Source organism: Thioclava sp. ISO4, from assembly GCF_058105145.1.
In genome coordinates, this window is record NZ_CM176571.1 from 567,516 (window position 1) to 581,356 (window position 13,841).

Consider the following 13,841-nt stretch of genomic DNA (forward strand, 5'->3'; position numbering starts at 1 on the left):
TTTTCAATTCAGTCCTTCAGGCACAGCTTGCACGAGGCAAGCGCCGCCATGTTCAGGATGTCGTTCACCGTCGACGTGGTCGAGCACAGCTGCACCGCGTGGCTCGTCCCGGTCAGGATCGGGCCGATCACGGTCGCGCCCGCCATCTCCTGCATCAGTTTCACGGAGATCGACGCCGAATGGCGTGCCGGCACGACGAGAATGTTGGCGGGGCCGGTCAGACGGCAGAACGGGTAGTTCTTCATCTGATCCATGTTGAGCGCCACATCGACGGTCATCTCGCCATCATACTCGAAATCCGCTCCGCGCGCGTCGAGGACCTTCGGCGCGACATGCATCTTCGTGGCGCGTTCCGACACCGGATACCCGAAGGTCGAGAAGGAGCAGAAGGCCACGCGCGGCTCAAGCCCCAGGCCCCGCGCCACATGCGCGCCCGCCGTCGCAATGTCGGCCAGATCGTTCTCGTCGGGCCATTCATGCACCAGCGTATCGCCGATCAGCACGACGCGGCCCTTGTTCAGCAGGGCGGTGATCCCGACCGCCCCATCCGAAGGCTTCGCGTCGATCACCTTGTTGATCAGTTCCAGCACATGGGCCGATTTCCGGGTCGCGCCCGTGACCATCGCGTCGCCATGCCCATGCACCAGCATCAGCGCCGCGAAGACATGACGGTCGCGCGTCGCCAGCTTATGCGCATCCTCGCGGTCCACACCCTGCCGTTGCAGGCGCTTATACAGGAAATCCTTGTAGCTCTCGGTATTCTTGGAATTGGCCGCATTCACCACGCGCAGCTCGCGATAGGCATCGCCCAAGCCAGCCGCTTCGAGCTTTTCCTTCACATCCTGCTCGCGACCCACGACCAGCGCTTCGCCCATGCCGGAACGCTGATAGGCCACGGCGGCGCGCAGCACCCGCTCGTCATCGCCCTCGGCAAAGATCATCTTCGCCTGTGCCTGACGCGCGCGGCTCTGGATGCCCTGCAGGATCGACGCGGTCGGGTCCATCCGGGCTTTCAGGCTTTGGGCATAGCCTTCCATGTCGATGATCGGACGCCGCGCGACACCGGTATCCATCCCGGCTTTCGCGACCGCCGGCGGGATCACGTGGATCAGCCGCGGATCGAAGGGCGTCGGAATGATGTAATCGCGCCCGAAGCTGAGCTTGCGCCCGTAGGCCATCGCGACCTCATCAGGCACATCCTCGCGCGCCAGTTCCGCCAAGGCGTTGGCGCAGGCGATCTTCATCTCGTCATTGATCGCGCGGGCGTGGATGTCGAGCGCGCCGCGGAACAGGTAGGGGAAGCCGAGGACGTTGTTCACCTGGTTCGGATAGTCCGACCGCCCCGTCGCCACGATCGCATCGGGACGCACCGATTGCGCCTCTTCCGGCGTGATCTCCGGATCCGGGTTCGCCATCGCGAAGATCACCGGATTGTCGGCCATCGACTGCACCATCTCGGGCGTCACCGCGCCCTTGGCCGAGACGCCGAGGAAAACATCCGCGCCTTCCATCGCCTCTTCGAGCGAGCGCGCCTCGGTTACCGCCGCATGGGCCGATTTCCACTGGTTCATGCCCTCGGTGCGGCCCTGATAGATCACGCCCTTGGTGTCGCACATGATGCAGTTGTCGTGCTTCGCGCCCATCGCCTTCACGAGTTCAAGGCACGCGATGCCCGCAGCGCCCGCGCCGTTCAGCACGATCTTGCAGTCCTCGATCTTCTTGCCCGACAGCTCCAGCGCGTTGATCAGCCCCGCCGCACAGATCACCGCCGTGCCGTGCTGATCGTCGTGGAACACCGGGATGTCCATCAACTCCTTGAGCCGCTGCTCGATGATGAAACATTCCGGCGCCTTGATATCCTCGAGGTTGATCCCCCCGAAGGTCGGCCCCATCAGCTTCACCGCGTTGATGATCTCGTCGGCATCCTCGGTATCGAGCTCGATATCGATCGCGTTCACGTCGGCGAAACGCTTGAAGAGGACCGCCTTGCCCTCCATCACCGGCTTCGAGGCCAGCGCCCCGAGATTGCCGAGCCCAAGAATGGCCGAACCGTTCGAGATCACGGCGACCATGTTGCCCTTCACGGTGTAATCGTAGGCCAGTTCGGGGTGCTCGGCGATCGCCTCCACCGGCACGGCAACACCGGGGCTGTAGGCCAGCGACAGATCGCGCTGCGACGTCATCGGCTTCGACGCCGTGATGTCGTATTTCCCCGGATGCGGGTCGAGGTGATAGGCCAACGCCTCTTCGGGCGTGATACGGTTCTTGCTGGGCATTGGGCCGGTGCTCCTCCTGCAGGTCCGAACCCGTTTAACGTCCCGTGATCCGTCACTCAACGGAATTGCGCCCGAATCCGGGGTTTTGTAGGGTCGCGCGACCAGCAAATGGGGGGCACATGGCCAAGCCGACCGTCACACCGATGATGGAACAGTATCTGGGGATCAAGGAGGCCAATCCGGGCGCGCTCCTGTTCTATCGGATGGGTGATTTCTACGAGATGTTCTTTCAGGACGCGGTCGATGCCGCATCCGCGCTCGACATCGCGCTGACCAAGCGCGGGCAGCACATGGGCGAGGACATCGCGATGTGCGGCGTTCCCGTGCACGCGGCCGAGGGCTACCTGCTGACGCTGATCCGCAAAGGCTTCCGCGTGGCGATTGCCGAGCAGATGGAGGACCCGGCCGAGGCGAAGAAGCGCGGCTCGAAATCCGTCGTGAAACGCGATGTCGTGCGTCTGGTCACGCCCGGCACGCTGACCGAGGAAAGCCTGCTGGAGGCGCGCCGCCACAATTTCCTCGCCGCCTGGGCGGAAGTGCGCGACGAGGCCGCGATCGCCTGGGTCGATATCTCCACCGGCGAGTTCCGCGTGACGCCCTGCCCGTTGTCACGGCTAGGCCCCGAGCTCGCCCGGCTTGCGCCTCGTGAAGTGCTGGTCAGCGAGGCCAAAGAAGCGGATTGCGCTGAAATAGTCTCTGATATGCGGGCCGCGATGACGCCCTTGTCCCGCGCGAGCTTCGACAGTCAGGCCGCCGAGACCCGGCTTCTGTCGCTCTATTCGATCGGGTCGCTGGATGCGTTCGGCAGCTTCACCCGCGCCGAGATGGCCGCGATGGGCGCCATCGTCGATTACCTCGAGATCACGCAGAAAGGGAAATTGCCCCTGCTGCGCCGTCCCGTGCATGAAGACAGCGGCGCGGCGATGCAGATCGACGCCGCCACGCGGCGCAATCTGGAATTGACGCAGGCTCTGTCGGGCGGACGCGAGGGCTCGCTCCTCAACGCCATCGACCGCACCGTGACGGCGGGCGGGGCACGGCTTCTCGAACGCCGGATCTCCGCCCCGTCCCGGAACCTGACCGAGATCCACGCGCGGCACGATTCCGTTCGTTTTCTGCTGGAACAGGGTCGATTTTGCGAGGATATTCGCGCCGATCTGAAGCGCTGCCCCGATATGGATCGCGCGCTGTCACGTCTCGCCCTCGACCGCGGCGGTCCGCGCGACATGGCCGCGATCCGCAACGGGTTGGAGCAGGCCGAGCGGATCGCCGAAGCCGTCGCCGCCGTCGAGGCCCCGCCGCTGCTCGCCGAGGCTGCGAAAGCCCTTATGGGCCACGACGACCTCACTGCCCTTCTGGATGCGGCGCTCATCGCGGAGCCGCCGCTTCTCGCGCGCGACGGCGGCTTCATTGCGACGGGCTATGACGAAGATCTCGACCAGACGCGCCAACTGCGCGACGAAGGCCGCGGCGTGATCGCCAAGATGCAGGCCGAATATATCGAGGCCACGGGGATCAATTCGCTGAAGATCAAGCACAACAACGTGCTGGGCTATTTCATCGAAACCACGGCCACCCATGCCGAGAAGATGCTCGCCCCGCCGCTGTCGGAACGCTTCATCCACCGCCAGACCACCGCGAACCAGGTGCGTTTCACGACCGTCGAACTGAGCGAGATAGAAACCCGGATTCTGAACGCCGGAAACCATGCGCTGGAGATCGAAAAAAGGCTCTATTCCAGCCTAAGACAGGCCGTTCTCGACCGCGCGGGCCCGATCAATGAAACCTCGCGCGCACTTGCCGAAATCGACCTCGCCAGCGCTTTCGCGACGCTCGCCCGCAACGAAGACTGGGCAGAACCCACCGTCGACGACAGCCACGCCTTCGAGGTCGAGGGCGGTCGGCATCCGGTCGTCGAAGCCTCGCTGAAGAAATCCGGCGAGCCCTTCATCGCGAATGACTGCGAACTGACCGAGGGCGCGACGCCTGCGATCTGGCTGCTCACCGGTCCGAACATGGCCGGTAAATCGACCTTCCTGCGGCAGAACGCCCTGATCGCGTTGCTCGCTCAGGCGGGCAGCTTCGTTCCGGCGAAATCCGCCCATATTGGCCTTGTGTCTCAACTCTTCAGCCGCGTCGGTGCGGCGGACGATCTGGCGCGAGGCCGGTCGACCTTCATGGTGGAGATGGTCGAAACCGCCGCGATCCTCAATCAGGCTGACGACCGCGCTCTGGTCATCCTCGACGAGATCGGCCGCGGCACGGCGACCTATGACGGGCTCTCGATCGCGTGGGCGGTCATGGAACATCTGCATGCGTCCAACCGCTGCCGCGCGCTCTTCGCGACCCACTACCACGAGATGACCGCGCTTTCGGCCAAGCTGGACGGCGTCGAGAATGCGACCGTCGCGGTGAAGGAATGGGAAGGCGAAGTGATCTTCCTGCACGAAGTTCGCAAAGGCGCCGCCGACCGCTCCTACGGTGTTCAGGTCGCGCGCCTCGCCGGGCTTCCGCATTCCGTCGTGGAACGCGCCCGGATCGTGCTCGATGCGCTGGAGAAGGGTGAGCGCGAAGGTGGTGGCAAGAAACAGGCGGTGATCGACGATCTGCCCCTGTTTTCAGTGTCTAACACACCGCAACCGGCCGCCGCGCCCGCCGGTCCGTCGGAGCTGGAAGAGCGGCTGAAAGCCCTCATTCCGGACGACATGACACCGAAAGATGCGCTCGACGCCCTCTACGAGCTTCGCGCGCTTCTCACGGAGTAATCTTCGTTTTGGATAAAATATCCCGGGGGTCTGGGGGCAGCGCCCCCAGCCTTGCCGATCAGGATTTCGGAGTGGAGCTGACGCCCACTTTCGCCGGCCGCAGCAGCCGGTCGTGGATCATGAAGCCGTTCTCCATGACCTGAATGATGTCGCCGGCCTTGGTGCCGGGCGCGGGCGCTTCGAACATCGCCTCATGCATCTGCGGGTCGAATTTCTCACCGACCTCGGGCGCCACCGTAGTGATGCCGTGACGGGCGAACACGTTGAGCAATTCGCGCTGGGTCAGCTCGACCCCTTCGAGGAACGGCCCGGCCTGCGAACGCACGTCCTCATTCGCGGCTTCGAGCGCACGCGAGAGCGCGTCGAACACGGGCAGCATGTCGCGCGCAAGGCGCGTGCCGCCGTAATTCGAGGCTTCCTGACGCTCTTTGTCGGCACGTTTGCGCGCATTCTCGGCATCTGCCAGCGCGCGCATGAATCGGTCGCGATAATCGTCGCGCTCCGCACGCAATGCCTCGAGCTCGTCGGCCTCTTCGGCCATCACATCTTCGAAACTCTCGTCGATATGCGCCTGATCCTCGGCAATCTCGTCTTTTTTCTCGCTCATGCCATTCATCCTTTGCCCTGGCCGGAGATCATCCGCCCGACCAGTTGCGCTGTGTAGTCCACGATCGGCACGATGCGCCCGTAGTTGAGCCGGGTCGGCCCAATCACGCCCACCGCACCAATGATCTTTCGGTCAGCGTTCATATATGGAGAGACAACCAAAGAGGAACCCGAAAGAGAGAAAAGTTTGTTCTCTGAGCCAATAAAAATACGTACGCCTTCGCCATCCTCAGCCAGATCGAGGAATTCGGCGATGTCGCGCTTCCGTTCGAGATCATCGAAGAGCGAGCGGATCCGGTCGAGGTCGTCTTCGGAGCCCAAAAGATTGGCACGACCGCGCACGATCAGCCGCTCGTAGCGCTCGCCCTTGTTCTCCCAGGCTGCCAGACCGCTGTCGATCAGTTCGGTCGCGAGCGAATCGATTTCGGTGCGGTGATTTGCGATTTCGCGGGCGATGTGACCGCGCAGTTCTGACAGAGTTTTCCCCTCGGCCATCGCGTTGAGGAAATTCGCGGCTTCCCGCATCGATGACGGCGTCTGACCCAGCGGCGGCGTGAAGACCCGGTTTTCCACCTGACCGTCAGCGAAGACGAGCACCACCAGCGCCCGGTCGGGCGAGAGCGAGACGAATTCGATATGCCGGATCGGGGCTTCGTGTTTCGGCGTCAGAACGAGGCTCGCGCCCTGCGTCATCCCCGAAAGCGCATTCGACACACGATCCAACAAAGACCCTACATCGCCTGAATTCGCCCCCATCGTGGCATCCAGCGCCGCGCGATCCTCCTCGCCGAGATGGTTCACCTCCATCACGCCATCGACGAACAGCCGCAGGCCCGTCTGCGTCGGAACACGTCCGGCGGAGACATGGGGGCTGTCCAGAAGCCCGAGATATTCGAGGTCCTGCATCACATTTCGGATCGTCGCCGCGGACAGCTTCTCGTTCATCTCTCGGGTCAGGCTCCGCGAGCCCACGGGACCACCAGTCGTGAGATAGCCTTCGACCACCCGGCGAAACACTTCGCGGGAGCGGTCGTTCAGTTCGGAAAGAATATCGTTCTGTTCACTCATCGCGCTTCATCCCTGCTGACTTAAAGCCGCGCGAAGCCGAAGGTCAATCACGGCACGGGGGTTGCATCGCTGCGCATGGGCGATCAAATGGGGTGAATTCATTAGAAAGGACCCCACGATGCGCCCTTCCGGCAGAGAGTTAAGTGAACTTCGCCCGATTTCAATCGAGACCGGGGTTACGAAACACGCAGAAGGGTCTTGCCTGATCAAAATGGGCGACACCCATGTGCTGTGCACCGCCACGATCGAAGACCGCGCGCCGTCTTTCCTCAAAGGCTCCGGCCTTGGCTGGGTGACGGCGGAATACGGCATGCTGCCGCGCGCGACCAACACGCGTAACCGTCGCGAGGCCGCTGCGGGCAAGCAAGGCGGACGAACCGTTGAAATTCAACGGCTTATTGGTCGCGCTCTGCGCGCTGGCGTCGATCGTTCGGCACTTGGCGAACGTCAGATCGTCGTCGATTGCGATGTAATCCAGGCCGATGGCGGCACGCGCTGCGCCTCGATCACCGGCGGTTGGGTCGCGCTGCGCCTGGCTGCGAACAAGCTGATGAAATCGGGCGCCTGCACTTCCGATCCGCTGCTCGATCATGTCGCAGCCCTGTCCTGCGGCATTTACGCGGGCCAGCCGGTCGCCGACCTCGACTATGCCGAGGATAGCGAAGCGGGCACCGACGGGAATTTCATTATGACTGGCGCTGGCAAGCTGATCGAAGTGCAGATGTCGGCAGAAGGCGCGACCTTCTCGCGCGAACAGATGGATCGGCTTCTCGATCTGGCCGAGGAAGGCGCAGCGAAGCTCGTTGAAATGCAGAAAGCGGCCATTGGATGAGGAGCTTCACCGAAAAGAAGCTGCTGGTTGCGACCCATAACGCCGGAAAGCTCGAGGAGATCAAAGCGATCCTCGCGCCTTTCGGCGTCGAGGTCGTCGGCGCGAAGGAGATGAACCTCCCCGAGCCGGAAGAAACCGAGAGCACCTTCGTCGGCAATGCGCGGATCAAGGCCCATGCCGCGGCGAAAGCGACCGGCCTGCCCGCCTTGGCGGACGATTCCGGCATCGAAGTCGACTGTCTCGACGGTGCGCCGGGCGTTTACACGGCCGATTGGGCAACCACCCCGAACGGGCGCGACTTTATCATGGCGATGGAAAAGACCTGGAAGGCCTGCGACGAGATCGAAGCGGAGCTGCCGCGGACCGCGCGTTTCCGCTCGACCCTGGTTCTGGCCTGGCCCGACGGGCATGACGAGGTGTTCGATGGCCGTGTCGAAGGCCAACTGGTCTGGCCGATGCGCGGCGCTTTGGGGCATGGCTATGACCCGATGTTCCAGCCCGATGGCTTTGAGCTGACCTTCGCGGAGATGGATCCCGCGCAAAAGAACGAGATTTCGCACCGTGCGGATGCTTTCCGCAAGTTCGTGACGATTTTCGACGCGCAATGACCGAGGATTGGCGGCACGGAGGGTTCGGCCTCTACCTTCACTGGCCCTTCTGTGCCGCCAAATGCCCCTATTGCGACTTCAATTCCCACGTCGCGACCGCCATCGACCAGAAGCGATGGCTCTCCGCCTATCTCAGCGAACTCGACCGTTATGCGGCGCGGACGGAAGGCCGGATTTTGAACACGGTTTTCTTCGGCGGCGGCACACCCTCGCTGATGGATCCCGAGATCGTCGCCGCAATCATCGAACGCATCCGCAGAAACTGGCAAACCAGCAACGATTTCGAGATTACCCTCGAAGCGAACCCCACAAGTGTCGAATCCGGGCGGTTTAGAGCCTTTTCCGAGGCTGGCGTGAACCGCGTCTCGATGGGGATGCAGGCGCTGAATGACGAAGATCTCCGTCGTTTGGGCCGGATGCACTCGGTCGCGGAAGGCCAGAAAGCCTTCGACATTGCCCGCAAGCAGTTCGATCGCGTGAGCTTCGATCTGATCTACGCGCGCCAGCACCAGACGATCGAGGAGTGGAAAGCAGAGCTGGACGAGGCGCTGGAAATGGCGGTCGATCATCTCTCGCTCTATCAGCTGACCATCGAACCCGGCACGGTTTTCGGCGCGCGGCACGATGCGGGCAAGCTGCGCGGTATTCCGGAGGACGATATCTCCGCCGAGATGTATTTCGCGACGCAGGAAATTTGCGAAAAGCACGGCCTGCCCGCCTATGAGATCTCGAACCATGCCCGTCCGGGCGCCGAGAGCCGCCACAACCTTATTTATTGGCGTTATGGCGACTATATCGGCATCGGACCCGGCGCACATGGGCGCCTGACCGAAAATGGTGTCCGTCACGCCACCGATACGCTCAAACAGCCCGGCGCCTGGCTTGCGCAGGTGGAAAAAACCGGTGCCGGAGAGAACGAGCGCGCCGCCCTACCCCGCGAAGAGCAGGCAATCGAATATCTTTTGTTCGCGTTGCGCCTGTCCGAAGGGCTCGAGATGGAACGGTTCAACAATATCTCGCGTTCTCCGCTCGATGAGGCGACAATGCGCCATCTTGAGGATATCGGCATGGTCAAAAGAGAGAGCGGATTCCTACGCGCGACGGATCAAGGCCGCCCGGTCTTGAACGCCATTATTCGCGATCTTATCCCCTGATGCGCATCCTCTGGCTCACGCTTGGCATCATCTCGGCTGGGATCGGGATCATCGGGCTGTTTCTGCCACTCGTCCCGACCGTTCCGTTGATGCTTCTGGCGACGTTTTGCTTCGCGCGGTCCTCTGATCGCCTGCACAACTGGATCATCACCCATCCGCGCTTCGGACCGCAGGTTATCGACTGGCAGGAGCGGCGCGCCATCGCAAAACGTGCGAAAATCGCCGCAACAGTGTCTGTTTTCGCGGCTTTCGGCCTGTCTTTGGCCTTCCGGTTACCGGCCGAAATCCTGGCAATTCAGGGGATCACCCTGCTCGGCGTCCTGATTTTCATCTGGACGCGCCCGAATAGCTGATCAGCCGTTGCTGAGCATCTGGCAAAGCTTATCGAGCTCCTCCAGATCGTCATAAGCAATCGTAATCTTGCCGCCGCCGCTGCTGGTATGATCTATCGCGACCTTCATCCCGATCGTCGCGGACAGATCGCCCTCGAGCGCCCGCGTGTCAGCGTCTTTCTGGGGCTTCGGTCGCGCTTTACGCTCTTCCCCACCCTGCTGCTTCTTCGCAAGTTTCTCGACATCGCGCACCGAAAGCGTCTTCGCAACGGCCTGTTTCGCCAGGCTGACCGGATCTTCGGCCGTGATCATCGCCCGCGCATGACCGGCGGACAGCTTCCCCTCGCGCAGATAGACCTGCACTTCTTCGGGCAGCTGCAGCAGACGCATCAGATTGGCGATGTGGCTACGGCTTTTCGACAGCGCCTCGGCCAGCTTTTCCTGCGTATGCCCAAAACGGCTCATCAATTGCTTATAGGCAAGCGCCTCTTCGAGCGCATTGAGATCGGCGCGCTGAATATTCTCGATAATCGCGACTTCCAGCACTTCCGTGTCGTTGAATTCGCGAATGATGACCGGAAGCTGGTGCAGCTTGGCCATCTGCGACGCGCGCCACCGGCGTTCACCGGCCACGATCTCGTAATGATCCGGCTTCGTCGGGTGTTTGCGCACGATAAGCGGCTGAATAACGCCCTTTTCGCGGATCGAGGACGCCAGCTCTTCCAAAGCGGCCGGCTCGAAATCGCGACGCGGCTGATCGGGGTTCGGCTCGATCTTCTCGACCGGGACATATTGCTCCGGACGACGCGGAGGCGCCGTCGTCTCGGCCGAATTCAAATCAACATCCGCCATCAAAGCCGACAAACCACGCCCCAATCCACGCTTTTCGCGTTCCTTTGCCATTCTCACACCGCCTTTGCCAGTTCATGCCGCGACATCAATTCGCTGGCGAGATTCCGATAGGCCAACGCCCCGCGCGAGCTGCTGTCATAGCTGAGCACCGGCATCGCATAGGACGGAGCCTCGGAAACGCGCACATTCCGCGGGATCATCGTCCGGAACACCAACTCGCCCAACGTCGCGCGCGCATCCGCCTCCACCTGCTGCGAAAGATTGTTCCGCACGTCATACATCGTGAGAACGACCCCCTCGATTCGCAGGTTACGATTCGCGCTCAGGCGGATCTCCCGGATCGTCAGCATCAGCTGCGAAAGCCCTTCGAGCGCGAAGAATTCCGCCTGCAGCGGCACCAGAACCGAATGCGACGCAACCATCGCGTTGATCGTCAGAAGGCTCAACGACGGCGGGCAATCGATCAAGATATAGTCGAAGCCATAGCTATCAACATCTGGATGTCGTAGCGCGTCATGCAGAAGGAAGCTGCGCTTTTCGGTCGAGACAAGCTCCATATCCGCCGAAGACAGGTCCGTCGTCGCCGGGCAGAGGTAAAGACCGTCGATCTCGGTCTTGTGCAAAACCGAGGAAACCGGCGCATCTTCGATCAGCAGATCGTAGGTTGTCAGCTCGCGATCATCGGGCTCGATACCGAGGCCTGTCGACGCATTCCCCTGCGGATCGAGATCGATCAAAAGAACCTTACGCCCGGCTTCCACCAACCCTGCAGCGAGGTTGATCGCCGTCGTCGTCTTCCCCACGCCGCCTTTCTGGTTCGCAATCGCAATGATTTTCGGTTCATTTGCGCGAATTGGATCAGACACGCTCGGCTCCGTGGATTTTCAAGACAACACTGTTTGGATCGCTGAGGCTTTCGATCGCCTCGTAGTCAAAGGACCAGCTTTCCTGCGCCTGCGCAAGTTCTTCCTGCCAGCGCGCGCCCTTCGGGAAGATAGCGATGCCGGAGGGCTTCAGGTGCCGGGCGCTGAATTCCAGTAGTTTCGGCAGGTTCGCAAGAGCGCGCGCCGAGACGACATCGGCCTTCAGGGGCGCAATCTCTTCGATTCGTTGCGCAAGAACGCGGATATTGAGCGACAGCTCCCGTGTGACCGTCGAGAGAAAGGCCGATTTTCGGAGATCCGATTCGACCAAAATGATCTGGCGTTCCGGTGCCTTTTCCGCCGACAGAATCGCGATTACCAAACCCGGAAAGCCGCCCCCTGCCCCGAAATCTGCCCAAATCCGAGCGTTTTCCGGTGCCATCGCGAAAATCTGGGCCGAATCGAGAAAGTGGCGCGACCACATATCCTCCAAGGTCGACTTCGCGACGAGATTAATCGCTGGATTCCACTTCTTGAGCAGCGCCTCATAGGCAAACAGTTTATCCAATGTTTCACGTGAAACATCGAATCGCGCGGCGAACTCTTCGGCCTCAGGCGTCGTCATGCAGAGCGTTCCCGCTTCGACTGCCGCAGACGTGCCAAGATCAAAGTCAGCGCCGCGGGAGTTACGCCGTCGACACGTCCCGCCTGCCCCAAAGTTTTCGGCATCGCGCGCTTGAGTTTGCCCTTCAACTCGTTCGAGAGCCCCTGCAGGGAATCGAAATCGAAATCTTCGGGGATTTCCCAGCCCTCATCGCGCTTAAGGGAAGCCGCGTCGACCTCCTGACGCGCAACATAATTCGCATAGAGGGCATCGATCGACAGCTGACGCGCGGTCTCATCGGAGAGATTCTGCAATTCCGGCAGCGCCTCTTGCAGCGCGGGCATCGTGATATCGGGGAAAGACAGCAGATCGAAAGCGGTCCGCCGCGTCCCGTCCTCGTTCACCTTGAAGCCCTTCGCCTTGGCCTCCTTGGGCGTCAGCGAAATCGACTGAAGCAGCTCCCGGCCTGCCGTCAGATCGGCGGATTTCTCTTCAAACAGAACCCGGCGCGCCTCGCCGACACAGCCGATCTCGATCCCCATCCCGGTCAGGCGCTGGTCTGCATTGTCGGCCCGCAGCGACAGGCGGAACTCGGCCCGCGAGGTAAACATGCGGTAAGGTTCGGTTACCCCGCGCGACGTTAGATCGTCGATCATCACACCGATATAGCTCGACGTCCGGCTGAAATGCACCGGTGCGCCCGCCTTCGCAGAAGATGCCGCGTTCAAGCCAACGACGAGGCCCTGAGCCGCGGCCTCCTCATATCCTGTGGTCCCGTTGATCTGACCCGCAAGATATAGTCCGGGCACAGCACGCAACTGCAGCGTCGCGTCCAGCGCGCGCGGATCGACATAGTCATATTCGATCGCGTAACCGGGCTGCAGGATCGTCGCCTCCTCCAACCCGAAGATCGAATGGACGTAATCTTCCTGAACATCCACTGGCAGAGAGGTGGAAATCCCGTTCGGATAGACCGTGTCGTCGTCCAGACCTTCCGGTTCGAGGAATATCTGATGCGAGTCCTTATCCGCGAAGCGCACGACCTTATCTTCGATCGACGGGCAATAGCGGGGCCCCACCCCGGAAATATGGCCGCCATACATCGCGGAGCGGTCAAGGTTACCCCGGATGATGTCATGCGTCCGCCCATTCGTATGGGTGATCCCGCATGAAATCTGCCGGACCTCGGGGCTCCGGTTAAGGAAAGAAAACATAACCGGGTCATCATCGCCGGGCTGGCTCTCCAGCTTATCCCAGGCAATCGTCTTCCCATCCAGCCGCGGCGGCGTACCGGTTTTCAGGCGACCCATCGGAAGATCCATCGCGTAAAGCCGCTCGGCCAGCGCGCGCGAAGGTCGATCCCCAATGCGGCCACCCGGACGCTGCTGGTCGCCGATATGGATCACGCCATTTAGGAACGTCCCAGACGTCAGGATCGCCGACTGACAGTTCAACGTCGCGCCATCTGCCAGCACCACGCCGGTGACCCGGCCGCCTTCGACGCGCAGATCGGTCACCTCCCCCTCGACCACCTTGAGGTTGGGCTGCGCCGCGGTCATACGCTGGGCAGCCTCGCGGTAGAGTTTCCGATCCGCCTGCGCGCGCGGGCCTTGCACCGCGGGGCCTTTACGTCGGTTAAGAAGGCGGAACTGGATACCCGCAGCGTCGGCCAACCGGCCCATCACGCCATCCAGCGCATCGATCTCACGCACCAAATGCCCCTTACCAAGCCCACCGATCGCCGGATTGCACGACATCACCCCGATCGCATCGGCGCGAAGCGTCACCAACGCCACCTGCGCACCCATCCGGGCCGCCGCGTGGGCTGCCTCGGTTCCGGCGTGCCCGCCTCCGATCACGATGACGTCGTAATGTTTCACG

12 protein-coding genes are annotated in these 13,841 nt (G+C 61.9%); 5 read left to right on the forward strand and 7 right to left on the reverse strand.

Going from position 1 to position 13,841, the window contains the following annotated elements:
• Positions 1-8 precede the first annotated feature (8 nt).
• Positions 9-2,276, reverse strand: a complete 2,268-nt coding sequence (locus AC2TZ7_RS02885; protein WP_489865833.1) for an NADP-dependent malic enzyme — start codon at positions 2,274-2,276, stop codon at positions 9-11.
• A gap of 119 nt (positions 2,277-2,395) precedes the next feature.
• Here AC2TZ7_RS02885 and mutS point away from each other — a divergent pair, with 119 nt between their 5' ends.
• Positions 2,396-5,041: a DNA mismatch repair protein MutS gene (gene mutS / locus AC2TZ7_RS02890; protein ID WP_489865834.1), complete on the forward strand. Its 2,646-nt coding sequence runs from the start codon at positions 2,396-2,398 to the stop codon at positions 5,039-5,041.
• Between the two features lie 58 nt (positions 5,042-5,099).
• On the opposite strand, the gene AC2TZ7_RS02895 is transcribed toward mutS, so the two are convergent.
• Together AC2TZ7_RS02895 and hrcA are read right to left on the reverse strand one after the other, a co-directional pair.
• Positions 5,100-5,648: a nucleotide exchange factor GrpE gene (locus tag AC2TZ7_RS02895; protein WP_083079478.1), complete on the reverse strand. Its 549-nt coding sequence runs from the start codon at positions 5,646-5,648 to the stop codon at positions 5,100-5,102.
• Positions 5,649-5,653: 5 nt separating this feature from the next.
• Complete coding sequence (gene hrcA / locus AC2TZ7_RS02900) at positions 5,654-6,715, reverse strand: heat-inducible transcriptional repressor HrcA (protein WP_083079480.1); 1,062 nt, start codon at positions 6,713-6,715, stop codon at positions 5,654-5,656.
• Positions 6,716-6,833: 118 nt separating this feature from the next.
• On the opposite strand from hrcA, the gene rph reads away from it, so the two are divergent.
• The 4 genes from rph to AC2TZ7_RS02920 are packed head-to-tail and all read left to right on the forward strand — an operon-like array spanning position 6,834 to position 9,662.
• A complete protein-coding gene (rph, locus tag AC2TZ7_RS02905) occupies positions 6,834-7,547 on the forward strand; it encodes a ribonuclease PH (protein ID WP_083079482.1) in 714 nt (237 codons plus the stop codon).
• Entirely contained in the window at positions 7,544-8,155 is a 612-nt protein-coding gene (gene rdgB, locus AC2TZ7_RS02910) for an RdgB/HAM1 family non-canonical purine NTP pyrophosphatase (RefSeq protein WP_489865835.1), read from the forward strand. Before rph ends, rdgB begins: the two co-directional genes overlap by 4 nt.
• The gene (gene hemW / locus AC2TZ7_RS02915) at positions 8,152-9,309 is read left to right on the forward strand and encodes a radical SAM family heme chaperone HemW (RefSeq protein WP_489865836.1); all 1,158 of its coding nucleotides are present in this window, start codon (positions 8,152-8,154) and stop codon (positions 9,307-9,309) included. Before rdgB ends, hemW begins: the two co-directional genes overlap by 4 nt.
• Positions 9,309-9,662 carry a YbaN family protein gene (locus AC2TZ7_RS02920; protein WP_489865837.1) on the forward strand — a complete coding sequence of 118 codons (354 nt, stop codon included), beginning with the start codon at positions 9,309-9,311 and terminating at the stop codon, positions 9,660-9,662. Before hemW ends, AC2TZ7_RS02920 begins: the two co-directional genes overlap by 1 nt.
• Here AC2TZ7_RS02920 and AC2TZ7_RS02925 read toward each other — a convergent pair whose 3' ends face one another.
• The 4 genes from AC2TZ7_RS02925 to mnmG are packed head-to-tail and all read right to left on the reverse strand — an operon-like array spanning position 9,663 to position 13,840.
• On the reverse strand, positions 9,663-10,544 hold the full coding sequence (locus AC2TZ7_RS02925; RefSeq protein ID WP_489865838.1) for a ParB/RepB/Spo0J family partition protein: 882 nt from the start codon (positions 10,542-10,544) through the stop codon (positions 9,663-9,665).
• Between the two features lie 2 nt (positions 10,545-10,546).
• Positions 10,547-11,359, reverse strand: coding sequence for a ParA family protein (locus AC2TZ7_RS02930; protein WP_078522668.1), 813 nt, complete (start codon positions 11,357-11,359; stop codon positions 10,547-10,549).
• The gene (gene rsmG, locus AC2TZ7_RS02935) at positions 11,352-11,981 is read right to left on the reverse strand and encodes a 16S rRNA (guanine(527)-N(7))-methyltransferase RsmG (RefSeq protein ID WP_489865839.1); all 630 of its coding nucleotides are present in this window, start codon (positions 11,979-11,981) and stop codon (positions 11,352-11,354) included. Before rsmG ends, AC2TZ7_RS02930 begins: the two co-directional genes overlap by 8 nt.
• Positions 11,978-13,840, reverse strand: coding sequence for a tRNA uridine-5-carboxymethylaminomethyl(34) synthesis enzyme MnmG (mnmG, locus tag AC2TZ7_RS02940; RefSeq protein WP_489865840.1), 1,863 nt, complete (start codon positions 13,838-13,840; stop codon positions 11,978-11,980). The genes rsmG and mnmG overlap by 4 nt, the downstream gene beginning before the upstream one ends.
• Position 13,841 lies beyond the last annotated feature (1 nt).

What these genes read in the sequence shown, in the direction of transcription:
- AC2TZ7_RS02885 (WP_489865833.1), bottom strand. Translation starts at nt 2,276, where the DNA reads ATGCCCAGCAAGAACCGTATCACGCCCGAAGAGGCGTTGGCCTATCAC.
- mutS (WP_489865834.1), top strand. Translation starts at nt 2,396, where the DNA reads ATGGCCAAGCCGACCGTCACACCGATGATGGAACAGTATCTGGGGATC.
- AC2TZ7_RS02895 (WP_083079478.1), bottom strand. Translation starts at nt 5,648, where the DNA reads ATGAGCGAGAAAAAAGACGAGATTGCCGAGGATCAGGCGCATATCGAC.
- hrcA (WP_083079480.1), bottom strand. Translation starts at nt 6,715, where the DNA reads ATGAGTGAACAGAACGATATTCTTTCCGAACTGAACGACCGCTCCCGC.
- rph (WP_083079482.1), top strand. Translation starts at nt 6,834, where the DNA reads ATGCGCCCTTCCGGCAGAGAGTTAAGTGAACTTCGCCCGATTTCAATC.
- rdgB (WP_489865835.1), top strand. Translation starts at nt 7,544, where the DNA reads ATGAGGAGCTTCACCGAAAAGAAGCTGCTGGTTGCGACCCATAACGCC.
- hemW (WP_489865836.1), top strand. Translation starts at nt 8,152, where the DNA reads ATGACCGAGGATTGGCGGCACGGAGGGTTCGGCCTCTACCTTCACTGG.
- AC2TZ7_RS02920 (WP_489865837.1), top strand. Translation starts at nt 9,309, where the DNA reads ATGCGCATCCTCTGGCTCACGCTTGGCATCATCTCGGCTGGGATCGGG.
- AC2TZ7_RS02925 (WP_489865838.1), bottom strand. Translation starts at nt 10,544, where the DNA reads ATGGCAAAGGAACGCGAAAAGCGTGGATTGGGGCGTGGTTTGTCGGCT.
- rsmG (WP_489865839.1), bottom strand. Translation starts at nt 11,981, where the DNA reads ATGACGACGCCTGAGGCCGAAGAGTTCGCCGCGCGATTCGATGTTTCA.